The 22,574-nt window shown below is 32.6% G+C and carries 28 protein-coding genes; 7 read left to right on the top strand and 21 right to left on the bottom strand.

Features of this window, described 5'->3' with window-relative positions; translation table 11 throughout:
• Positions 1 to 129: 129 nt before the first annotated feature.
• The 3 genes from ACUXEY_RS03280 to ACUXEY_RS03270 form a co-directional block, all read right to left on the bottom strand.
• Positions 130 to 333 carry a DUF4028 family protein gene (locus tag ACUXEY_RS03280; protein WP_461300091.1) on the bottom strand — a complete coding sequence of 68 codons (204 nt, stop codon included), beginning with the start codon at positions 331 to 333 and terminating at the stop codon, positions 130 to 132.
• A gap of 138 nt (positions 334 to 471) precedes the next feature.
• A complete protein-coding gene (locus ACUXEY_RS03275; RefSeq protein ID WP_461300090.1) occupies positions 472 to 1,002 on the bottom strand; it encodes a general stress protein in 531 nt (176 codons plus the stop codon).
• 39 nt (positions 1,003 to 1,041) lie between these two features.
• Complete coding sequence (locus ACUXEY_RS03270) at positions 1,042 to 1,179, bottom strand: hypothetical protein (RefSeq protein ID WP_000359816.1); 138 nt, start codon at positions 1,177 to 1,179, stop codon at positions 1,042 to 1,044.
• 208 nt (positions 1,180 to 1,387) lie between these two features.
• Between ACUXEY_RS03270 and ACUXEY_RS03265 the strand changes: the two genes are divergently transcribed.
• The 3 genes from ACUXEY_RS03265 (at position 1,388) to ACUXEY_RS03255 (ending at position 5,408) form a co-directional block, all read left to right on the top strand.
• Entirely contained in the window at positions 1,388 to 1,639 is a 252-nt protein-coding gene (locus ACUXEY_RS03265; protein ID WP_071758380.1) for a hypothetical protein, read from the top strand.
• A 204-nt stretch (positions 1,640 to 1,843) separates the two neighbouring features.
• Entirely contained in the window at positions 1,844 to 4,534 is a 2,691-nt protein-coding gene (locus ACUXEY_RS03260; RefSeq protein ID WP_461300089.1) for a response regulator, read from the top strand.
• A 16-nt stretch (positions 4,535 to 4,550) separates the two neighbouring features.
• A complete protein-coding gene (locus ACUXEY_RS03255) occupies positions 4,551 to 5,408 on the top strand; it encodes a CheR family methyltransferase (RefSeq protein WP_461300088.1) in 858 nt (285 codons plus the stop codon).
• Positions 5,409 to 5,447: 39 nt separating this feature from the next.
• On the opposite strand, the gene ACUXEY_RS03250 is transcribed toward ACUXEY_RS03255, so the two are convergent.
• The 5 genes from ACUXEY_RS03250 to rsbV form a co-directional block, all read right to left on the bottom strand.
• Positions 5,448 to 6,590 carry a SpoIIE family protein phosphatase gene (locus tag ACUXEY_RS03250; RefSeq protein WP_461300087.1) on the bottom strand — a complete coding sequence of 381 codons (1,143 nt, stop codon included), beginning with the start codon at positions 6,588 to 6,590 and terminating at the stop codon, positions 5,448 to 5,450.
• Positions 6,591 to 6,765: 175 nt separating this feature from the next.
• Positions 6,766 to 7,206: a ferritin-like domain-containing protein gene (locus ACUXEY_RS03245; protein ID WP_429600846.1), complete on the bottom strand. Its 441-nt coding sequence runs from the start codon at positions 7,204 to 7,206 to the stop codon at positions 6,766 to 6,768.
• A gap of 68 nt (positions 7,207 to 7,274) precedes the next feature.
• Positions 7,275 to 8,051, bottom strand: a complete 777-nt coding sequence (gene sigB / locus ACUXEY_RS03240; RefSeq protein WP_461300086.1) for an RNA polymerase sigma factor SigB — start codon at positions 8,049 to 8,051, stop codon at positions 7,275 to 7,277.
• Positions 8,014 to 8,496, bottom strand: coding sequence for an anti-sigma B factor RsbW (gene rsbW / locus ACUXEY_RS03235; RefSeq protein ID WP_060489146.1), 483 nt, complete (start codon positions 8,494 to 8,496; stop codon positions 8,014 to 8,016). Before rsbW ends, sigB begins: the two co-directional genes overlap by 38 nt.
• A 6-nt stretch (positions 8,497 to 8,502) precedes the next feature.
• Positions 8,503 to 8,841 (bottom strand): anti sigma b factor antagonist RsbV, encoded by a 339-nt coding sequence (rsbV, locus tag ACUXEY_RS03230; protein ID WP_429600848.1) that lies wholly within the window; start codon positions 8,839 to 8,841, stop codon positions 8,503 to 8,505.
• 197 nt (positions 8,842 to 9,038) lie between these two features.
• On the opposite strand from rsbV, the gene ACUXEY_RS03225 reads away from it, so the two are divergent.
• The gene (locus tag ACUXEY_RS03225) at positions 9,039 to 9,239 is read left to right on the top strand and encodes a hypothetical protein (protein WP_000391008.1); all 201 of its coding nucleotides are present in this window, start codon (positions 9,039 to 9,041) and stop codon (positions 9,237 to 9,239) included.
• Between the two features lie 181 nt (positions 9,240 to 9,420).
• Here the strand turns inward: ACUXEY_RS03225 and ACUXEY_RS03220 are convergent, their stop codons facing one another.
• The 3 genes from ACUXEY_RS03220 to ACUXEY_RS03210 form a co-directional block, all read right to left on the bottom strand.
• Positions 9,421 to 9,672, bottom strand: a complete 252-nt coding sequence (locus ACUXEY_RS03220) for a GlsB/YeaQ/YmgE family stress response membrane protein (protein ID WP_000522902.1) — start codon at positions 9,670 to 9,672, stop codon at positions 9,421 to 9,423.
• Between the two features lie 75 nt (positions 9,673 to 9,747).
• Positions 9,748 to 9,948, bottom strand: coding sequence for a CsbD family protein (locus ACUXEY_RS03215; RefSeq protein WP_429600849.1), 201 nt, complete (start codon positions 9,946 to 9,948; stop codon positions 9,748 to 9,750).
• Positions 9,949 to 9,998: 50 nt separating this feature from the next.
• Positions 9,999 to 10,388, bottom strand: coding sequence for a YflT domain-containing protein (locus ACUXEY_RS03210; protein WP_000448812.1), 390 nt, complete (start codon positions 10,386 to 10,388; stop codon positions 9,999 to 10,001).
• A gap of 193 nt (positions 10,389 to 10,581) precedes the next feature.
• Between ACUXEY_RS03210 and ACUXEY_RS03205 the strand changes: the two genes are divergently transcribed.
• Positions 10,582 to 11,049: a hypothetical protein gene (locus ACUXEY_RS03205; protein ID WP_429600850.1), complete on the top strand. Its 468-nt coding sequence runs from the start codon at positions 10,582 to 10,584 to the stop codon at positions 11,047 to 11,049.
• A 176-nt stretch (positions 11,050 to 11,225) separates the two neighbouring features.
• Here the strand turns inward: ACUXEY_RS03205 and ACUXEY_RS03200 are convergent, their stop codons facing one another.
• From ACUXEY_RS03200 to ACUXEY_RS03185, 4 genes are all read right to left on the bottom strand, one after another.
• The gene (locus tag ACUXEY_RS03200; protein ID WP_461300085.1) at positions 11,226 to 12,134 is read right to left on the bottom strand and encodes an alpha/beta fold hydrolase; all 909 of its coding nucleotides are present in this window, start codon (positions 12,132 to 12,134) and stop codon (positions 11,226 to 11,228) included.
• A gap of 793 nt (positions 12,135 to 12,927) precedes the next feature.
• Positions 12,928 to 13,539 (bottom strand): DUF2812 domain-containing protein, encoded by a 612-nt coding sequence (locus ACUXEY_RS03195; RefSeq protein ID WP_461300084.1) that lies wholly within the window; start codon positions 13,537 to 13,539, stop codon positions 12,928 to 12,930.
• A 13-nt stretch (positions 13,540 to 13,552) separates the two neighbouring features.
• Positions 13,553 to 13,867, bottom strand: coding sequence for a PadR family transcriptional regulator (locus tag ACUXEY_RS03190; protein ID WP_001078066.1), 315 nt, complete (start codon positions 13,865 to 13,867; stop codon positions 13,553 to 13,555).
• Between the two features lie 142 nt (positions 13,868 to 14,009).
• Positions 14,010 to 15,746 carry an S-layer homology domain-containing protein gene (locus ACUXEY_RS03185; protein ID WP_461300083.1) on the bottom strand — a complete coding sequence of 579 codons (1,737 nt, stop codon included), beginning with the start codon at positions 15,744 to 15,746 and terminating at the stop codon, positions 14,010 to 14,012.
• Positions 15,747 to 16,848: 1,102 nt separating this feature from the next.
• On the opposite strand from ACUXEY_RS03185, the gene ACUXEY_RS03180 reads away from it, so the two are divergent.
• On the top strand, positions 16,849 to 17,064 hold the full coding sequence (locus ACUXEY_RS03180) for a hypothetical protein (protein WP_137014997.1): 216 nt from the start codon (positions 16,849 to 16,851) through the stop codon (positions 17,062 to 17,064).
• Positions 17,065 to 17,236: 172 nt separating this feature from the next.
• Here the strand turns inward: ACUXEY_RS03180 and ACUXEY_RS03175 are convergent, their stop codons facing one another.
• The gene (locus ACUXEY_RS03175; protein ID WP_088121474.1) at positions 17,237 to 17,518 is read right to left on the bottom strand and encodes an LCI fold-containing protein; all 282 of its coding nucleotides are present in this window, start codon (positions 17,516 to 17,518) and stop codon (positions 17,237 to 17,239) included.
• 401 nt (positions 17,519 to 17,919) lie between these two features.
• Here ACUXEY_RS03175 and ACUXEY_RS03170 point away from each other — a divergent pair, with 401 nt between their 5' ends.
• The gene (locus ACUXEY_RS03170) at positions 17,920 to 18,030 is read left to right on the top strand and encodes a YjcZ family sporulation protein (RefSeq protein WP_000540371.1); all 111 of its coding nucleotides are present in this window, start codon (positions 17,920 to 17,922) and stop codon (positions 18,028 to 18,030) included.
• Between the two features lie 153 nt (positions 18,031 to 18,183).
• Here ACUXEY_RS03170 and ACUXEY_RS03165 read toward each other — a convergent pair whose 3' ends face one another.
• The 5 genes from ACUXEY_RS03165 to ACUXEY_RS03145 form a co-directional block, all read right to left on the bottom strand.
• Complete coding sequence (locus tag ACUXEY_RS03165; RefSeq protein WP_461300082.1) at positions 18,184 to 19,308, bottom strand: HD-GYP domain-containing protein; 1,125 nt, start codon at positions 19,306 to 19,308, stop codon at positions 18,184 to 18,186.
• Positions 19,309 to 19,812: 504 nt separating this feature from the next.
• Positions 19,813 to 20,094, bottom strand: a complete 282-nt coding sequence (locus ACUXEY_RS03160) for a hypothetical protein (protein ID WP_048551443.1) — start codon at positions 20,092 to 20,094, stop codon at positions 19,813 to 19,815.
• A gap of 322 nt (positions 20,095 to 20,416) precedes the next feature.
• Positions 20,417 to 20,545: a hypothetical protein gene (locus ACUXEY_RS03155; protein ID WP_461300081.1), complete on the bottom strand. Its 129-nt coding sequence runs from the start codon at positions 20,543 to 20,545 to the stop codon at positions 20,417 to 20,419.
• 14 nt (positions 20,546 to 20,559) lie between these two features.
• The gene (locus tag ACUXEY_RS03150; protein ID WP_461300080.1) at positions 20,560 to 21,516 is read right to left on the bottom strand and encodes an ATP-grasp domain-containing protein; all 957 of its coding nucleotides are present in this window, start codon (positions 21,514 to 21,516) and stop codon (positions 20,560 to 20,562) included.
• Entirely contained in the window at positions 21,509 to 22,567 is a 1,059-nt protein-coding gene (locus ACUXEY_RS03145) for an LLM class flavin-dependent oxidoreductase (protein ID WP_461300079.1), read from the bottom strand. Before ACUXEY_RS03145 ends, ACUXEY_RS03150 begins: the two co-directional genes overlap by 8 nt.
• Positions 22,568 to 22,574 lie beyond the last annotated feature (7 nt).

Below are 22,574 nucleotides of genomic sequence, written 5' to 3'. Positions count from 1 at the left end.
ACTCTCCTAATAAGTTGTAGTTTGAATAAGCTTTCTTATGTCTTTATTATGACATGGAAAAAGTAACTAATCTATTGAATTACCTTACAGGAGTGTGACAATTTTGTAAGAATAAAACGACTATTATGTTTAATAAAGCGCTTTTACATTCGGATACATAAACGATTCTCTATTTTCTTTCCAATCCTTTTCTACTTCTTTAAAAGTTGGTCGTCTTAATTCTTCTTTGTTTTCCTGTTTCCTAAACCATTTCTTTACGTACTTCTCTCCATTTTTATTTTGCACTGTACAAAGGAAGCTATTACTACTATCCTTTAATATTTTTACAATCACGACAAGACACCCCTTCTCTCTTAAACTTGATCTTTTACTATAAGCCCTTCCTCTCTTATAGTCATACGACTCCTCGGCCGCGCCAAAGTTGTAAGATCAAAAAACGATATTCACTATGTTTAATATGTGACGTACATATTATTTAAAGAAATCAGAGTTATACGCATTGTGCTTATCAAATATTTTATAGATTTCTAACTTATCATCTAATTTTGCATCTACTAAAATTAATATATTTCCATCGTAAATATATTCTTCATATTTCTTAGCATGCTCTTCAGGGATTCCTAAGCCGATAAATGCTCCTATTAAACTTCCAGCTCCTCCGCCAATACCGGCTCCCCCAATGGCTGCCGCGATAGGTCCCGCTGCTACAATTGGGCCCAGTCCAGATACGGCAAGTACACCAAGACCTGTTAATAAACCGCCGAGTCCACCTGCTACTCCTCCAGCTACAAGCCCTGTCGCTGAAAAGATATCCCCCTTATGTGCAGTTTCATGATTCACTTTTTCACCCGATTTTTCTTCTAAGTGTTCAATTTCCTTTTGATCCTTTGCAATAGCTGAAATGTTATCAGCTGCATACCCTTTATCTTTTAAATCATTAATAACGAGTGCTGCATCATCAATTGTTCTAAAAATACCTACTATTTTTCTATCTACATTCATAACTAGTAACCTCCTAAAGTTTTATATCATTTATCTTTATTACTCTTCGTTTTTATATACACTAATTTTTTTATTCACATAACCATTTACGAAAAATGCTAATAATAAAAGGACTACAAGAGAACTACTTAACAAGTAAATGAAATCAAATGTAATATCCGTTATCATTTTATCCATATGTAACAGTCTCCTTTTTATTTAAAGTAAAAGTATAGAACCTTACAATTCATCTTCGTTCAATCTCTTTATGGTATATGTATACCCTTCCCACCCCTTTCTAAACGTAAAAAACTATAATTATATTTTTTTAATTTTATAGGTTTAACATTTTTTAAAACGGGTACGTTTATATTGTTATGCTTACTATACAGAAAGGAATATTACGATGAATGCCATTCAATCTACTACTATTCTTTATAATGAAACACCTACAATAACGCAGATTCATCATTTTTATGCTTTAATGACAACATTTCAAACGAATGTATTTATAGGTAAACATGGAGCACTTACTTCTATTAAAAACTTAAGCACATTAGTATCATTCTTTCTTACTGTCAAAAAGAAAGAACTTGTATTATTTATCTTTGAAGGAATAGATGCAAAAAAAGCTTTAAGAACACTCTTTCCTTCTTAAAAGTTTTATGATCCCCCTATTCCCTCGATTGTTACTTTTCATATATAGTTTTATATTTCAAAATGATTTCCTCTATGAAAAACGAACCCCCTAATACAATAGGGGGATTTCTAGTTTGGCCTTACGAAAACTGATATAATATATATTACGTTTTCATTCTTTACGGTTGAAAACTTTTAATAATCTTGAAGGTAGGAATTTTTGATGAAATCGAAAGCAAAATTTAGTATTCGTTACAAAATTATGGCTGGTTATTTAGTTATCATTTTGTTCTTACTTATTTCTTTCATTATGCTAAACAATGGGATTTCCAATTTACAAAAATCTCGTAATTTTATTATTGATCACGATTTTAAAGTGCTTAATTTAACGAATCAAGTGGAGAAAGATTTACTAACAATTGAAAATAAAGTGAAAGGATTTATCACTTCTAATGATGCAAATTACGTTCAATCCCTTAACGCTGCAGAAAAGGATTACGAAAAACATTATCAAGATCTTTTAGCTCTATTAGAGGATAACCCCTCTCAGCAAGAAAAATTAAAACAGATTAATGAAAACATTACTAGTTGGATTAATAAAGAGATTCACCCATTCATTGCAAGTAGCAATAGTAATAACGTACAAGCAATCGACACGACTCAAATTCAGTCATTACAATCGCAGCTAACGAACTTCCGTAGTGTAGAAGAGCAACTAACGAAAAAAAGGGCTGCACAATTAGATACTGAAAATAATAAATTAGAGCTTTGGTTATACAGCTTATTGTTCTTACTTTCTTGTATTTCCATTATCATTTCACTCTATATTTCGAATTCCATTACAAAAACGATTAAAAATGTAATTCAAGCTATTAAATCCATTTCTTCTAAAGAAAAAATTACAGAAAGAATTCATGTGAACAGCCATGATGAAATAAAAGATCTAGCTCACACAACAAACCACTTACTAGACGAAATATCGAAAAGAGAGTGGTTGCAAACCGAGCTTGCAGAATTAATTTTAATGTATCAAGGTGTATCTTCTATTGAGATGTTAGGTAGCAAAATTCTTAGTGGGGTTATACAAAAAACGCAAACTTCTTGCGGTGCATTTTATGTTCGTGAAGAAATTGAAGACACTGTCTACTATGTGAAGAAAGCTTCTTTCGCAGAGCAAGGTGCTGATATTGGGAAACAATCCATTAAAATGGGTGAAGGTTTCATTGGACAGTCTGCTTTAGAAAAGAAAAGTTTTATTCTCAGGGACATACCTGAAGAATTCCGTTACGTTACTACTGGATTATTAGAAATACGCCCTAAAAACCTACTAGTCATCCCTATCTTATTTGAGGATGAAGTAATCGCAGTCATGGAGTTAGTAAGTGTAACTGAGATTTCAGACTTGCATCAAGATTTAATTCAACAAACTGTTGATAATCTAGGTTTAACAATCCATAGCATTATGGGACGTATGCGAATTCAAACCCTTTTACATGAATCACAAGCAATGACAGAAGAGCTGCAAGTTCAATCAGAAGAATTGCAAACGCAAGCTGAAGAACTACAAATGCAAGCCGAAGAATTACGAACAACGAATGAACAACTAGAGTCTAGAACGGAAGAGGCGGAGCAAAAGACAGCTGACTTACAAATTACTAAATTAGAATTAGAAGAAAAAGCAAGTGAGTTATTACGTAGCTCAAAATACAAATCTGAATTTCTAGCAAATATGTCACATGAATTACGCACACCGTTAAATAGTATTTTACTATTATCTGAAATGTTAAAAGAAAATCATGATAATCATTTATCCGATGATGAAATTGAATTAGCAACCGTCATTCATTCATCAGGGAAAGATTTACTTACTTTAATTAATGACATACTTGATTTATCGAAAGTAGAAGCTGGGAAACTAGATGTGATTTTTGAAGCAACAAATATAAGTGACATGGCAGCAAGTATGCATCAAAACTTTTTACATATCGCTGCACAAAAAAATGTCGAATTTACGATTGAAGACAGTGATACAATTCCTGATCTATTTTATACAGATGCAAAACGGATTGAACAAATTATTAAAAACTTATTATCCAATGCATTTAAATTCACGGAAACAGGATCCGTTTCTTTACATTTCGATTCAATAGAAACAACTAATTTAAGTCATGATATGCAGTCTATCAGTAATGATTGGATGAAAATTTCGGTAAAAGATACTGGTATTGGTATCGCTAAAGAACAGCATCAACTTATTTTCGAAGCCTTTCAACAGGCAGATGGTGCAACGATTCGAAAATATGGTGGTACAGGCTTAGGATTATCTATATGTAAAGAGTTTGCTAGATTGTTAGGTGGTTGGATTACGTTAGAGAGTCATGTAGGAGAAGGTAGTACTTTCACTGTATATATTCCTAACCTTCCAAATGGGTTAACTGATATGCAAATATCCAATTTAGAAGTCGCAGCAACGATAGAAGATGTTATTCCTGCTGAAGTTGTGGAGGAAACTATCGTGACACCAGAAACAAATACCGTCTTCCAAGAGAAAACTATTTTAATTGTCGATGATGATCACCGAAATATATTTGCGTTACAAAATGCGTTAGAAAAACAACATGCCAACATTATTACTGCACAGAACGGCATAGAGTGTTTAGACATACTAAAAAACAATACAAATATTGACCTTATTTTAATGGATATTATGATGCCGAATATGGATGGTTATGAAACGATGGAACATATCCGAATGAACTTAGGGTTACATGAAATACCTATTATCGCATTAACTGCGAAAGCAATGCCAAATGATAAAGAGAAATGTTTATCTGCTGGTGCTTCAGATTATATAAGTAAACCATTAAATTTACATCAACTCTATTCGGTAATGAGTGTATGGTTAATAAAATAAGTGAGGTTTAGTTTAAGTGGAAAATAAGTATTATAATTTTGATCCATCTGTAGATATGGATAAGCGTACGAACTTAGAAATTGAATTACTATTAGAAGCGGTATTTAAACTATCTGGCTTCGATTTCCGCCAATATGCTCGTACATCTATTTATAGAAGAATTTGTAATCGAATGCAGATCTCTAATATCCCAACCATTTCAAAGTTAATTGAAAAAGTAATTCATGAGGAAGGGTTTTTAGAACAGTTATTAAATGATTTCTCCATTAACGTAACTGAAATGTTTCGTAACCCTAACTTTTTTAAAGCGCTAAGAGAGCATGTCATTCCTGAATTAAAAAAGTATCCTGAAATTAGAATTTGGCACGCTGGATGCGCAACTGGTGAAGAAGTATTATCAATGTCCATCTTACTTCACGAAGAAGGGTTAAGTGAAAAAGCTGTTATTTACGCAACAGATATGAATACAGATGTGTTAGAAAAAGCAAAACAAGGAATTCTTCCATTAAATAAAATGCAAACTTATACGAAAAATTATTTACAAGCTGGCGGTACACAAGCATTTTCTAACTATTATTCAACGGATAGTCGTTTTGCTTATTTTAATCCTTCACTGTTACAAAACATTATTTTTGCACAACATAATTTAGTAACCGATCAATCTTTTAACGAATTTCATATTATACTTTGCCGTAACGTTTTAATTTACTTTACAAGTAAACTTCAAAACCAAGTACAGCAACTATTTTATGAAAGTTTAAGTCACAACGGATTCCTATGTTTAGGAAATAAAGAAACTCTCCGTTTTTCACATATAATGCCGCATTATATTCAATTTAATCCGAACGAACAAATCTATCAAAAAATACAATAAAAAGCGTATGAAATCCTCTGTTTGGATTTCATACGCTTTTTATTTTGCATTCGTTTGTATCATAATGAGGCACATATCATCTGATTGTTCTTTCTTCTGTTCTTCCTTATAAAACCCTTCTATCTCTTCTTCTAAATCTCCCCATTTTCTTTCGGTAAAAGCACGTAATTTCTCTTCAGACTCAAATTCATCATTTGCAATTGCTTCAAGAACACCATCTGTAAACAATACGATTTGAGCGTTCTTCTCAAAAGGTATAACGGTCTTTTCAACTTTTATTTCATCAAAAAACCCTACCGCACAACTCCCGCGATTTAGTTCAACTACATTTGTTTCATCAACTAAAACATATCCAGAAGGATGTCCTGCATTTACATATTCAATCGTTCTATCTTCTGTATTAACTACTAAGTATATCGCTGTAAAATAATATGGAATATTGTCATTCTCATTATGTAAAAGAGTCATATATTTATTTAAGTCTTTAATGACAAGTTCTGGATCGATTAAACATTTAATCGTTTCACGTAATACAGACGAAATGAACATGCAAACTAAGGAAGCAGATACACCATGTCCCATCACATCTAATAATATAATACCGTAGCGGTTTTCATCGATTTTATACCAGTAATACATATCTCCAGCTAGTTTGAATGAAGGTAAGTAACTTGCTTCAATTTTTATATGCTCTTCTCTTAATGGGCTACTTAATAAGTTTCTTTGTACTTGCGTAGCTAAATCTAGTTCATTCCGAAGATTCTCTTCCTGTTCTTTATGCCAATTTAATTCCGATTTCAAGCGTAATGCTACACGCATACGTGCTAACAATTCAACTTTATTTATAGGTTTCGTAATATAATCCATTGCCCCCATATCAAGAGCTTCAGCTAATTTATTTGCATCTTCTAAAGCTGTAACAAAAATAATAGGAATATCTTTAAACTTCTCCTCTTTTTGTAATCGCCTACAAACTTCAAGTCCATCAATTTCAGGCATCATAATATCTAATAGTATTAAATCAATTTCATTATGCCTGGAAGAATCTTTTCCAAACTGTATGTATTCGAAAAGCTCTTGTGCAGAATTAAGCGATACAAGATCCTGATATCCAGCTTGTTTTAAAATCTTTTCAATTACAAAGATGTTAACCGGATTATCATCTACAATTAAAATGGACACAAGTGATTTCCCCTTTTCTTATTTAAAATGTAAATCTGTTATCATTTTCTATTTTTCTAGTATTACATACTCAGTTATAAAATGAAAATTTCCTACTCATACCTATTTTTTATACAGCAAAAGAACAAACCCCCAGAAATGAGAGTTTGTTCTTTCACTCTATAAATTTCCACTTTTAATTTAACACCATTGCTTTACCACTTAAAAGACGATCTAACTCTTCCATATGATTTGTTTCATCTGCAATCATATCTTCTAACTTTACAACTAACTCTGTCATATTTAATTTCGCAGCCTGTTCTTTTCTCGTTTCATAACGCTTAATTGTTTCATATTCTGATTGCCTAGCTTCTTCTAACATTTCTCTAACATCTTCTACTTGTTTCACTGGTAAAGGGATCGTAGTAGGTGTACCACCTAACGTCTTAATTTTCTCCGCTAAATATAGGGCATGTCCTTGTTCATCACTAATTTCAGATTCAAAGAAAGGTTTTAACACTTGTCTATATATACCAGAAACTGTAGCTGCATTATGGTTATACATAATAATTGCTGAGTATTCTCCTGCTAAATCTTCATTCAATCCTTCGATTAGTTCTTTCACATCGTGTGACATTTAATATCTCCTCCTATACTTAATAACTACCCCTTTTCTCATGTTTTAAACATCATTATTTAAAATTTTTATGTATCTAAAAACGCTGCTTGCTTCAATTTACTTATCGCTTGTCTTTTAATACGAGAAACGTGCATTTGTGAAATACCTAACCGTTCCCCTGTATCCTTTTGATTTAAATTCTCTTCAAATATATAATGAATAACACTCTTTTCCGTATCATTTAATACGTTAAAAATATCATGTAAAACGAGACGCCTTTCTGTCTCTTCATATCCTTGCTCTACTTCACCTACAGATTCAATTCTCGCTACCGAACTGCCATCAGATGCATTTTCAACTACATCATCTAAGGAAGATACTCGATAATTATTTTTCGCATCCATAATTTCTAGCACTTCCTCTTCGGATAGTTCTAAATGATCCGCAATCTCTATAATCTTCGGTGAACGTTGCAGTTGATCTGTTAACTCCTCTATCGCAAGTTTAATCTTCCCGCCTAAATCTTTAATTCGCCTTGGAACATGAATACCCCAAGTTTTATCACGTAAATACTTCTTTATTTCTCCTACTATCGTAGGTATTGCAAACGGCTCAAAAGCATTCCCTATCGAATAATCATACCTTCTTATTGCGCCTAAGAGCCCTAACATCCCTACTTGTATAATATCCTCATGCATCGGTCCACCTTTTGAATAGCGATATGCAATGGAATGTACGAGGTTTTTATAGTGATGAACCAATTTTTCCTGTGCTTCATCACATTGGTTTTGTTGGAAGTCTGCAATTAGTTTAATAACTTCTTCTTTAGCAAGATTTGTAGGTTGAGATTGGATTTCCATCATTCTCCACCTGCTCTCTTTGTATATATTTTGTCATTAAAACTGTCATGCCCTCATCATGCATAATTTGTATATCATCCATTAACGTATTAATTAAATATAAACCTAAACCATTTTCCGGCAAATGTTCTACTGGTTTACTAATATCATACGGACCAACTTTCTCTTTTAAGGTACTAAAATCAAAGCTAACCCCATTATCAGCAACCATAATTTCTAATCGATCTTCATATAGACCAAAGACAATTGCAATTTCTCCAACGTCTTCTTTGTATGCATGTTGTACAATGTTTGTACATGCTTCACTAATAGCAATTTTCATATCTTCTATATCGTCATAAGCAAAGCCCATTCGATTTGCAACACCAGCCATTGTTAAACGAATAATAGCCACATATTCTGCCTTTGCAGGAATTTTCATTTCTATCTTTTCAAATCTCTCCATCATCCCTAGTCACCTTCTTTCTACTTTTTCAAAATCCGAATTCAAATTTAATATTTCTGTTAGTCCTGTAATATCAAATAATCTTTTTAACCTTTTAGAGACACCAATAAATTCTAGTTTGCCATCATTTTTCTTAACTGCTTTTAATAGAGCTATAAATACGCCTAAACCTGTACTATCCATATACTCTACCTCAGTAAAATCTACTACAATATGAACCTCTTTTTCGCTTGCAATAGGCATCATCTTATTTTTTAAATCTGATGCCGTATACGCATCAATCTCACCATTAAGTTGTACCGTATAACCTACATCATTTTGCAAAATATTTATTGCCAAATTCATCATTTCCGCCCCCTTATCTCAAACTACTACTATGTTAATTACCCATAAAAATTAGTTTTAAACATATTTTTTTATTTTCATTATAAATAAATTTTCTACACCTTTCTCGGCTTAACACTTAAAAAATATTATCAAATGTTTAAACCTTATAAATTTGTGTATATATAATGTATAAACATTATTTTTAGGGGGATCTATCTATGGAAGAGCACAACTTTAAAAAGGGAGATTTCGTTCAATTTTCTTATCGACACGATCATGCTACAAAATTAGTTGGTTCCATTATTAACATACTAACGAATACAATTGTAGTGGATATAGGTAATAGCGAGGACTTATCTCATATAGAACCGAGACAGGTCGTAAGGATAAATAATTGTGAAAAAGTAACGATGGTTTAATACATAATAGAAATTGTAATTTTAATGAGTGGGGGTTCTTCATCCTCCACTCATTCCTATGCAGATTACATTAAAAAAGCATCCAAATTAGTTGAATTGGATGCCTTTTTATGTATATTTATCACTCTATTAACTTTATAGCTATATATAATAAACTTAAGATTACTATTCATTATCATACTTACGCTTTCCGTAGCATTCTAGAAAAGAATGTAACGATTAAAATAAAGACGATTGCACCTAATAAAGCTGGAAGAATAAAGATGCCTCCCCATTCAGGACCCCAATGACCAAATAACGCACTACCTACCCAAGATCCGATTAATCCGGCAATCACATTACCAACTATACCTAAAGGAAAGTCTTTTCCTGTAATCATTCCAGCCAATGCACCAATAAGTCCACCTACAATACACGTAATAATAAGTCCCACAATTAAACCTCCTATATTCGTTTTATATTGGATTTATCAAGCTTTGGTATGTAACCAAAGCTTGATAAACATATATTATTCTTTATTATCCAACTCATCACTTATCTTTTGTTTCACTTTTCCGACTTTTTCTTTTATAGTTCCCTTCGTCTTCTCCCACTTCCCTTCATTTTTCAACTCTCTATCTTCTGTGACTTCACCAATTCCTTCTTTTACTTGTCCTTTTTTCTTTTCAACTTTACCTTTAACTTGTTCTTTTAGCCCGCTCTCACTCATATTTACAATCTCCTTTTCGTAATAGATTTATAGATTTACAGGATACAAATTTAAATAGAATACATGCATCTTCTTTCTTGTAACCATTCACCGACTCTTTCTAAATCCTTAACGAATAACAAGATTTTTCCTTCATCCAGTTTTTCTTCGTAGAAGTTCGCTTCTTCCTCATTAAGTCCTAACTCTTGCATCTTATTTCTTAACTGATCTCCCGTGTTTTGAAAGACGTTAATAATGCTTGTACCAAGTCCCTCCTCTTTTATTCCAATTGTATTCACGTCTGCATTGTCTGCGATTCTATCTGTCCTTTCTTTCTCATGTGTTAATACGTAAATATCTTTTTGGTCTATTCCTTTCTTCACTAGATCATTCGCCGCATTCATGACCTCTTTCTCCGTAATAAATTCATATACAAAAGGTTTACTATACTTCGTTTCCATCTTTAACTTCCTCCTCTAAAATGAATTATTTGTTATATTATATGTAGTACACCCATTTTCGAAATGTTAAACATAAAATATGAAAAAAGTTATGTGAATTTTTTTCTATCCTAAAACTAGTACAATAAATCCACTTACAATAACTACCTAAATTAGAAGAAAATTGTTATAATTGAAAATGATGAGGGATACTATGAAAAAAATCATATCTATATGCACTCTAACCGCTCTATCTTTCACTTTAATAGGCTGTGCAAGCACCTCAGCTACAGACAAAGCTCCACAAGCTAAGCAAGAACATACACAAAATACCTTTCAATTAAACTCCGCAAATATTACAGATATCGAAATACTTCAGACAACCAATAATACTACTTCTAAATCTCAAACAGATAACGAAGAAATGATACAATCTATCGTTTCAGCAGTTCAAAACGGGACTCCTAAAGCAATCACACTAGATCAAAAAAAGAGAGACTCTGCACATTCTACTATTACCGTTACATATAAAGATGACGCAAAAGAAGAGTTTCTTGTGTGGGTTGATAATAAGGAACAAATTACGATTGCTAAAGATGAGAAGAAAGATAAGGTTGAAGGTGTGGTAGTGAATATTAAAGATGCGAAAATGATGAAGGATTTTTTTAAGAAGACATCTTAGAAGATCCCTTTTCTTTATACATGAAAAAAGGCCCACCTATTTCCGTAGGCGGGCCTTATCTTTATTACACAATAAGAAAGTATACTCTCTTTTCCCTTGAATTTTTATGTAATTATACATATTCATGAAAATAGAAGAAGGAAAATTGTCATTACAACATATTTTCCACTTTCAACTTAGTTATTAGTAGAATGTTTTTCTACAAAATCAAGAATTCTAGCATTCACTTCGTTAGAGAACTCACCATTAATTGCGTGAGATGCATTTTTCCAGTTCACTATATCTATATCTTTAACGTATTTTTTTCCAGTTTCAACTGCTTTTACTGAATTGTGCATTGTACTTTTTTCAGCCATTAAGGCAAGCACTGGAACATTGATATTTTTTAAGTCTTCTTTACTAAATAGATCAGGTGCTGGTGTTTTCAATTTATAATTACGCATACCCGACTCGATTAATTTAGCAATAGGTTCATCGTCATTTATTTCTGCTCCCCCAGAAACATAACTTAACATCTTTTCTCTTATAAACTTAGGTACAATAGGAACGGAAGCTGGAATAGATGCTAAAATCATCTTTATTGAGATTTGCACAAAGACAAAGACTGGGTCCAATAAACTAGCCGTAGCAATATGCTCAGGATTATATCTGGCCAAATTCATTGCTGTCCAACCTCCAATAGAAATACCCACGATATGAACTCTTTCTAAACCTAATCCTTCAATTACTTCATTTAACCATTCTGCTTGTTGTTTTTGATTTTCAATCACCTTCGTTTGCACACTCATTCCAGGTTCACCGAGTAAATCGATTGTGTAAACAGGCCTTTTCTCCCTTAATCCTTCTAAATTCGGTACCCACATTGGAGTAGATGCACCACGTCCAGGGAGTAAGAGTATTGGTTCCTTCTGTTTATTTTCCTCTTTAGTAAAGTAATACGTACGAATTGTGCCATATGTAGCTTTTATATCTTTCGTATCGTTAGGTGCTGGAAGAAGTGCCATTGATTCATCGTAGGCAATTTGAAAGTCTTTTTTTCCTTTTTCAGATGTAAAGTGACCGATCTTATTATCATCTCTCTTCATTTGAGTTCCTCCTTTCTACAAATATATGGATAAACTTTATTTATATATTCATGGGAATCATCCATTGAAAATTTATCTTCTTTAAGCCAAAACTGTCATTTAGAAAAAAGAAAAAGACACCCTAAGGTGCCTTCTTCCGACTTGAACCATCTTAATTTTAATAATATGTATATGTTGGACTCCCATCCAACTATTATTTTACCACATTAAATTGTTTTGTTTATTGAGAAATACAATAGTTTATGTATGCTGATCTTCTGTATTAGATATTTTTGTAATCCATGCAGCGAGTAACAAGAGAACAAGCTATTAATGAAAGGGAAAAACACATGCTAAGCCGATGTAACATACCAATAAAGTTTATACTGTGTAGCTTATATATTACGTAGGAACCAGAAGAAAAAGGAATTAGCACGTAATTATCGTGAAGAAGAAGCCATAGTGGTAATTCTAGTGAGGTTTTTACTAAATTAAGTTACGTACTTTTTCAAATTATATATACAATGAAATTAACCCGGATATAACAATCAATGGAAGGATTACTGCAAGTTTATTTTTTAGAGGGACACGTTTGTCTGGGACGCCTGGATGGATAACAAAAACAAGTAAAACAATTGCTCCAATAATACCTAAAAGTATATGAATGATAATCATCCTCCTAAGGAATATTATTATCAAAATTATATCACATTCAAACACAAACAAATGGGGTTAATGTAAATTATTACTAAATGTTCTGTTTATAAATTTTAAAAAATCCCCCAAAGCATCCGCTTTAAGGGGACTTCTCCTATCATCTTCTCTCTTCATACAACCGATTTGCTTTATACGAGCAAAAGAAAAACATACATGTCGCAACAGGGATAAACGTCCAAAAAAGTCCTCTCATTAATGCAAATGGCGTTTCAAATAAGAATGACCATAGAAATGATACACCTTGCTTATCCCATAGTCCTGGCGTCAAGTATAGTTCTTTCGGATTTACAAGTGCTCCTAAATTAATCGTTTCATTAAACGTAAATAGAAATAATATCGGCAAATAGCAGATCGCTAATTCTAAAAATGTTTTAGATAGACGTTTATATTTCCCTGCTCGTGACATTTGATCTGAAAAAATGTCATCTTCACTTTCCTCATTTACCTTTTTAAAATAGTACGTACCTGACCAACGATTACCAGCTATATGCTCCCAGCCACTATCTTCAAATAACGTGCAGTAATTAATAAATTCACTTTTTCTACTAAATACTCTATGGTCTATTCTAATCGTCGCATCTTCCGGATCTGTATATCTAAATGTATAACCAAATGTAGTGCTTTCTAGTTGATAGCCTTTCCAAGCCATCTCTTCTAACCATTTTTCCTCTTTCTCAAAGTCTAAAAAGAATTTCAATCTCCACATCATCGTTTCCCCCTAACTATACGTGTAATAAACTCTTTGTAACCTCAATAATGTGCTGCATTCTCATAAAGTCTAAGTGCAATACTTCTTTCCCGCGTTCCGTAATGACATACACTTTTCTTCGTTTATCTTCACTTTTTACCGATTCAATTAACCCTTGTTTTAATAAATTTTCAACCGCACCATACAATGTACCCGCTGCGATTTTCACTTGATGATTACTCAGTTCCTCCACCTTTTGCATAATTAAATATCCATGAGCTGGCTCTAATAACGCTAAAAGAACGTAATACGTTGTTTCCGTTAATGGTAAATTTTTATCTCTATTCATAAAGACCTCCAATGTAACGATAAATATATAGCCAAACTATATAGTTAAACTGTATAGTTTGATTTTATACAGTTTAACTGTATATGTCAAATTAAGTTATAAAAAAATAACCTAGATCCAACATGGGATCTAGGTTATTTTTTTACATAAACGTAATCGTCACTAAAGAATATCCTTCTTTCGCATTATACGGCTCCGCTTTATAAGAAACACGGTTTGCCCCTTGCGGATAACCGATTTCTCCAATTACTTTTTTCACATCTTGCAATGCGCCATTCATTGATTGCTTATAAAGGATTTCAATCTTTGCTGATTTTGCATTATAACGTTGCTGCATTTTATTTTTGAATTCATTGTAGTTGTTTGCAATGTATTCATTTCCTAAATAATTTAACTTTGTATCTTTTAATATTTGCTGATACGCAGAGGTTTTCGTGCTACCTGCCGCAATTTTATTTGTTAATGTACTATAATAATTTGTTGTAGCTTGCGGATAGTCCCCGCGGTTCCACTCATGATTTCTTGCGATTTGTTCATCTGATAAGTTGAAATAAGAATACGTTACGCGGCCCTGTTCATCTGGCACAGGATCATCGAATGTTGTATCAAGGTGATACCATTTGTTTTCGATTTTCACTAAATTCCAAGCATGAGGCTGACCGTCTCCAGTTCCTACTACAAAATGATTCTCAATTCCAGCTTCTTTTAATAATTGATAGGTTAATAGTGCGTAACCTTGGCAAACCGCAGAACGATTTACGAGCGCTTCATATGCTGTGTAAGCTTTATAAGACGTATCATATGAAACGTGTTTTACGACATAATCATGAATCGCCTTCACTTTTTCATGATCATCCATTCCAACTTGAGTAATCGAAGAAACAATTGCCTTTGCTTGCTTCATTACATATTCCGTTTGTTCCTTCGTTTCACGGTATGTAATCTTTAACGTAAACGTATAATTACCAGGTGATCCAGAAAGTCCATAAGAAACATTCGATCTATTATTATTTGTATACTCATTTTTACTTGCCACTTCTTTATAGGCGTTAAAAAGTGTATTCATCACTTCTTTTGTATTACTATTTTTCGTTTTATACGAAAGTGTAATATTCGTCTCATACGCATTAATACGCTTCTGCACTTCATCTTTGAATGCTGCTAATAATGCCGCATCTCCTGTATCTTGCACCGCAACTTCAGGCTTTTTATATTTCAACGTATTATATAAAAACTGCGCATATTGTTCACGTTTTACCGTACTATATGGCTCAAATTTCCCTTCACCTGTACCAGAAGCAATCCCATTTGATTGCACTGCACTAATTGCATTTTCACCCCAAAAACCGCTTGGAACATCGTTAAATGTATGCTTTTGTTTCGCAGAAAGTTGGAAAGCGTTTGTAAGAATTTGCGCCATTTCTGCGCGGCTAACAAAATCTTTCGGCCTAAATCCACCGTTTGCATCACCTTTAAAAATCCCTAATTTCGTTAACGTTAAAACCTCTTCAGGAAACAATGTTGCACCTGAGCGAATATCTCGATACGGATTGTTTAAAGTAGATCCATCTTGTAATACGTAACGAGCACTGTCATTACTAAACGTACCACCTTGCTTATTCGGTACTAACACACGATAAATTAAAGCTGCAACTTGTTCTCTCGTCGCAACATCACCGAAACCAAACTTCCCATTTCCATAACCGGAAATAATATTTTTACCCGCTAAATCTTTAATTGCTGGATACGACCAATGCGATGTAGGCACATCAGAAAAAATACCCGCCTCAGCAGCTCTCACATCACTGCCGTTTGTATACAGTAAAGCACCACCAATAAGTGATAATGATGTAATTGATTTTAATAGTTTTGTGTACATAATTCCTTCTCCCAATTCGTTCTCTATTTATGTTGTTTTTTGTCGAAAAATCTAAAAGAATATGACAAAACATATTATACAATTAAAACTTTTTGAAGGGTACACTAATTTTTGAAATATGCAAAAACTCATATTTTTATATTTTTCCGTATTAATATTATGTTGTTTTATTTATGAATATCTATAGGTAGTAGCTCGTTATAACTCCCCTCATGGTAATCTCTAATTTTATATTGAAATTCTTTAAAATAATTCTTCTTTATTTCTCAATATAAAGAGCCTTGGATTTTCATTAACACTCCTGTAATATTATTAACAAAGAGTAAGGTAAGAGTTACTCTTTGCCATTTTAGAAGAGGTTCTGTTGGAGACAACAGAACCTTTTTTCATATAGAGGTAGTTTTATTAAATTTTTCACCACTAACTATAAAAAAACATCTTATAATCATAATGTAACAAATTGATGCATTTAGGGTAGATCAACTACCAGTTACACTAGAACTCATTCTTTTCATTCTTATAGTAATCAATGCTGTTGGCTATTTAATAAAAGACTACCGACTATCATAATCTAATTTATAAAAAATGAACTCCTTCGAATAAAACTCAATATTATGTCCATAATGTTGATAGGCTGTATGCCAACATTCATTTAGTTTTCTCTGTATCTCCTTGTATTGAGCAGTTAGCCATTGCTAGCTGCTCTTTTATATGTAACCTTGTTAGATAAGTTTTCATATAATGTAGTCATTCCTTTCTTATAAAGTGAAACTTTAATCATTGGGGGTTTTGTTCATCCCCCACCTAACTTCTTTGCTTCCGCTGAATTTTGAGGTGGGGTCTTACTTCCCGCAAATAGCAGGATAAATTAAACTCGTCACTTGAATTATAAAAATTGAATTATATCCTATAACATTTTCAGAAATCATCCATATTTTATTTCTAAAAAAGTGCTTTGTTTTACTGAAAGGTGGTTGCGGAAACAACCGACTTTTTATTTATGGCAAAATGAGATTTCTATTAAGATTCATTACAAAGTATGTTATTACTGGTACAATCTAGTATAATAAATACAGATCAAACAATGAAAGGAAATATGACAATGAAAAGATATTTTAACTTCATTTCACTTTTCTTAACTGTACTTGTAATAATTAATCTTACAAATATACATACGAAGTACCAATTCTTTATAGGTGCATCTATAGCACTATGTTTAACTATTATTTCTACAAATGAAATTATAAAATTCCTTGCTACTAGTAGCTTATTAGTTTACGCATTTGCCGCTTTTACTCTTTTAAGTATCGCTTGCTAACTTTCAATGTCGCTTTTTATTAAAATAGCGTTTTTATGTAATTCTAATATTGAGGCACATACGACTTTTTTGTTTATGGGTTCTTACGTAATAGTAAGAACCCTTTTTTATCGAGAATCAGTTTAAAAACTTAAAATAAAAGAACCTCAATAAATGAGGTTCAAAAAATCTACTATTTTAAATTGCCTTCATAAAAAGCAACTCCATTTTGAACATGTTTTAAATACCATGTAATCGTCCCGCCACAAACATTTTCAGTAAAACTATTAGCATATACTCCATTTGAGTAATAAAGAGTTCTTTTGAATTTACCATTAGAATACTCATAAGGAATTGAGCATGTTGCTTGCTTCGGAGAACTCACAGCTTTTTGCGTATCAGCTGAAGCTGCTCCAATTCCTCCTGTTAATGCAATACCAGTTGCCAATAGCCCTACTACTAATTTCTTGAACATAATAAATCCCCCTTTAATAGTTTTTATAGCTTACAACTTAAATGTATCACTTTTGTAATTTATGTAAATATCTTGAATATTTATAAATATTTATTTAAATTTTATCAATATTGGAATTTTATTTTATCAAATGGAAAATAGAGGGAGATAAAAGTATGCAACAATGCATAATAAATCAATTAGATATTATGATATACTCACAAAGAGCTGATACAAAATTTCTTTAGATTGGAAAACTAAAGTCTTATCTACCTAAAAGGAAGGCGCCTAATGGCGTCTTTTCTTTATTTTCAAAAGGACCTGCTCAATTCATTCTTTAAAGCATAAGTTAAAGTGAACCCGTTAAAATCTATGGAATGAACTCTAGTTTTCCCCTCTTATCTAAAGGAGGCACTATTGTTATGGGATATGGTGGTAGTTGCGGCGAAGGCTGCGGTTTCGCTGGAGGATTTGCTTTATTAGTTGTATTATTTATTCTATTAATCATTATCGGATGCAGTTGTTTCTGCTAAAAAACTATTAGAAAAGGTACCTATATATAGGTACCTTTTCTTTATGTGCCTTATTCATTATCTGGTTCCAAATTTTTATCACGATTTGATTCGGTTTTTTCATTTTTCGCATTCGTCATACCTCAAATATGAATCGATGTAAGACATGAGGTTTTAACTAAAAGAATTTGGGACCATTTTCTCCCACAAAGGAAATACTTTTTTGAAAACCTCTACTATAGAAGGATCAAATTGTGTACCAGATCCTTCTATAATACGTCTATAAGCTTCTTCAGGAGATAGGGCTGAACGATATGCTCTTGAAGAAGTCATTGCATCAAATGCATCTGCTATTGCAACAATTCTTGCGCATAATGGTATTTGATTTCCTTTTAGTTTTTGAGGATAGCCCTTTCCATCCCATCTTTCATGATGAGAAAGAATTATGTCTTCACTACCTTTTATTAAAGATATATTTTTAAAAACTTCTAATCCTAATCGTGGGTGTGTCTTAATAAGATTATATTCTTCTTCTGTAAGAGAAGATGCTTTCTTTAAAACTTCATCAGGAATACCTATTTTCCCTATATCATGTAATAAACAAATAAAATGAAATTGTTTTAAAGAATTATCATCATATTCATTTGTTTCTTTAGCAAGAATAGTAGCATAATTTGCTACACGTTCACTATGTCCTTTCGTATATTGATCCTTTAATTCCATTATCCTCATTATCGATAAAGCTGTTTCTTTCATTTGTTTTTCATAGGATACTTTAATTTTTTGTACTAAAAATTTTAATGAAAGAAATACAAAAAATGACGTAACAAAAATTGTTAGAAACAATAATATTAATGATATTGGATAGTTAATTTCAAAATAATAAATAGCAATTAAAAATCTACATATCATACAAATAGATACCCATAGAAGATAATGAATACTTAAAAATAAAGGTGCAGAAATTACTAAGAAGCACTCTAAATAAGGGATATGTAAAGAAGCATCTGGATTACGTATAAACATAAAGTCGTATGCCAAAAGATAAATAATACTTACTCCAAGAAAAATATATTTTGTAAACATTTGTTTATTTATTTTTTGTAAACACTTATTATATAAAATAAATGAAATAAAAATAAATAAAAATACGAGTTCAAATAAAAGTTTCTGTAGTGAAAAATCCTTTCTAAGAATAAAATGTTGATAAATATTATCAAACAAAACAATACTACAGGGAATCAATAGAAACATTTTTATCGGTTCTTTAGTTTCAATATTTTTAATACCTGTAATCATTTTACACACCGCCAAACCTTTTTAATAAAAAAAATAAGTTCATATAGATATTATTAATAATATCCAAGAATAGATAATAGTGCAAAAAACATCATTTCTCATAACTTATAAACAGGGTACCGTCAGCATTTTTTAAATAATCAAGCTAAGAGTATGCAACAGTTTTTCGACTCATTCAGTAACAAACAAGAATCCTAAACGCACAATTTATAAAGAGATACATAGGGTTATAGAAAAAGGACATTACGTTAATCAAGCATGAATAAGTATTCATCACAAAAAATCCAGATCTTTGATTATCATTTTAAATAACCCCGTTGGTTTTTTCCCCTTTGCTAAGCTCTTTTTTATTACACGGTTCACTTCACTACAATCTCCCTCTATCTCATCAAACTCAAGTGACTTTCTCCGCATAAACACATGGACTCAACAAATCACTTCTAAAATTTATAAAAAGAAAAGACCTTTTATTTTAATTAAAAGGCCTTTCTTTAAACATATTTATTAAGATTTATATTTTTTGACTGTACAAGGAATAGTTACAATGTATAAATCTATAGCATAGATTGTAACCCAAATACCTTTACCTTCAGCCGCTAACTTTTCATTTAATTGTGATAAATGCTCTGAAACTTTTCTTTTACCCCATTTTCTAGGAAACCATTGAAAAACCTTAGGAACATTATGTTTTTTGTTATACCATACATTCAATCTCCAAAAAATCAAGAAAAATGAGACAATCACTACAATACAAAAAATATCAAAATATGAAATTCCTAAAATCATATAATATATCCTCCATTTCCATTAAAGCTCAAATAATTTTTTCTTATATAAAATCAGAGAAAGGATAGCAGCCTTCCGTCCTCAAAATATACAGTTATATACAGCTTATCATACAATTCTATTAGCGGAAATATCATCGAAATACCCTCAAATTATATCTATCTAAAAACAAAATATAGACCTATTCACTTTTACGATACATTTATATGTTACGTTGGATAAGTCCTTTTATAAGCTGTTTTTTTGATGCAGATGCCATTATTCTCAATACAATAGAAACAATTATTGGAATATATATAGGAGTAAGAAGATCCCCTCTAGCTTAAGCTAGAGGGGATCTTCTTACTCCTATTTCAAACTTACTCACAATTTCTTCAAACGCATGCGCACCTGCATCTGGATATCCTAAACTTGACCATACTCCCACGATTACTTTAACAAAGGTTTTCACTAGAACCTTCTATACTATTTAACTGACTCTACTTGTTTCTCTAATTCTCTTCCAAGAAATGTAGCAAGCTCAAGCATACCAAATTGATTCGCTACAGACTCTGCATCAGAATTATAGTTTGTATTTGTATTAATATCATACGTATAAATTGTTCCATCCGCACTGCGAATAAATTCAATACCAGCAACGGTAATTTCATTTTCTTTTAGAAATTCTTTGTATTGTTCAATAATTGGCTCTTGGAAGTCTGATATAATTTCAAATTTTGTTGGCGCTTCTGTCTTACTTTCTTCTCCTACTGGGCAAAAAGCATCTTGAATCGAACACGCATCTGCTGGACAAAGTTCAAATCCTTCTGATGTATCTACTTTAACCGCATATACAAACTGACCGCCTACAAACTCACAACGTGTAATATATGGTTCTGGTGCTTCAATATATTGCTGTATTAAAGTAATTCCATCAATGGGTTCTTCAAACGCCGGACCGTCCAAATATTGTTCTAAAGCATCAATGGAATGAAAGAGTTGAACACCAAGGCCTTTACCTGCACGGTTATGCTTTGTAATGAACGGTACTTCTCCTAACTCCCTTGCTGCTTTTACTATATGATCACGGCCAACAGCACCAATTGTTTTCGGCACTTGTATCCCCAATTTTCTTAATGCTGCATATTGATTCAATTTACTTACTTCAAGACGTAATGCTCGAGATCCATTAAATACTGTGCGCCCGTATCCCTCTAGCCAAGCAAGAACCCCTTCAGTCAATTCAGGTGCATATCGATGCCCTCTCGTATGCGAAGAGGCACTCATGCGGCTATAAAAAACACCATGGGGAGGTTCTTGTTCTAACGGAAGTGTTCCTTCATTTAAAAGCCATTCCTCATACGGTAACTCCAGTTCTTCCAGCCTTTTCACTAAATGATTCGTCCATTCCTTATTCTCATGTAATATGTAAATTTTACTCATTTGTAATCAATTCCTTTCTTTTTGCTTCAACTAATGGCATCACTTTTTCAGAAAATCGTTTCATCTCTTCAAGCTGTGGCGAAAATTGTAAAAGTAATAACGTCACACCTACTTTTTCAAAAGCAAGTATCCTTTCTGCAATTTGTTCTGGTGTTCCGATTAAATTAGGACGTAACCCGCGATTCGATACGGAATAATCATTGAGCTTCACTTGCTGTTCCAAATGCGATTTACTAATAAAATCTTGGTAACCCGCATAGCCTAAAGCATCATCTTTCACATCCGTTATGCGTCTCCATTCTTCTAACGCCTCTTCTTCTGTATCACAGCAAATGACATAAGCCGCAAGCCCGAATGATTGTAATGGCTCGTCTGTAACTTTTTTTCTACGATTCTTCATATCTTCTATTTTCACACATACTTCTTCCACTGTTCCGCCGTGCATTACATATGCATCCGCGTGATTTACAATGACCTCTTTTCCTCGCTCACTCTCACCACCTGCATAAAGCTTAATGCCTTGTTTCTGCACAGGTTTTGGACTTAAATGTGTATGCTGAAGCTCATAAAAGTTCCCTTTATAAGAAAATTCGTCTTCTTTCCAAAGCCCCTTCAAAATTGTTACAAATTCCTCTGTGCGATCATACCTTTCATCATGTGCGGTAAATACCCCGCCGTACTGTCTCGCTTCTTCTTCCCACCATGCTGAAACTACATTCAATGTAAAACGACCATTACTTAATTGATCGATATTTGCTGCCATTTTTGCTGTAACTGCTGGATTATGGAACCCAGGTCTTACAGCTGTCATAATCTCTAATTTATCAGTTACTGCTGCAAGTGCTGCCGCAGTTGTCCACGCTTCTAAACTTGGTGCTGAAACACCTTTTATATCATTTAAATTTAATTCTGCAATAAGTGTTGTTGAAAAACCTAATTGTTCTGCCGCTTGCGCTGTTTGTTTTGCATACTCAAACGTAGGCGGCATAGATTCATCATCCACATTTCGAAGCCATCCCCCAAAAATCGGCAACCAAAAACCATACTCCACTACCTAT

This window comes from Bacillus sp. F9_6S_D1_P_5 (assembly GCF_054823925.1).
Note: the sequence above shows the minus strand (reverse complement) of the source record. Positions and strands in the feature narration are given on the sequence as shown.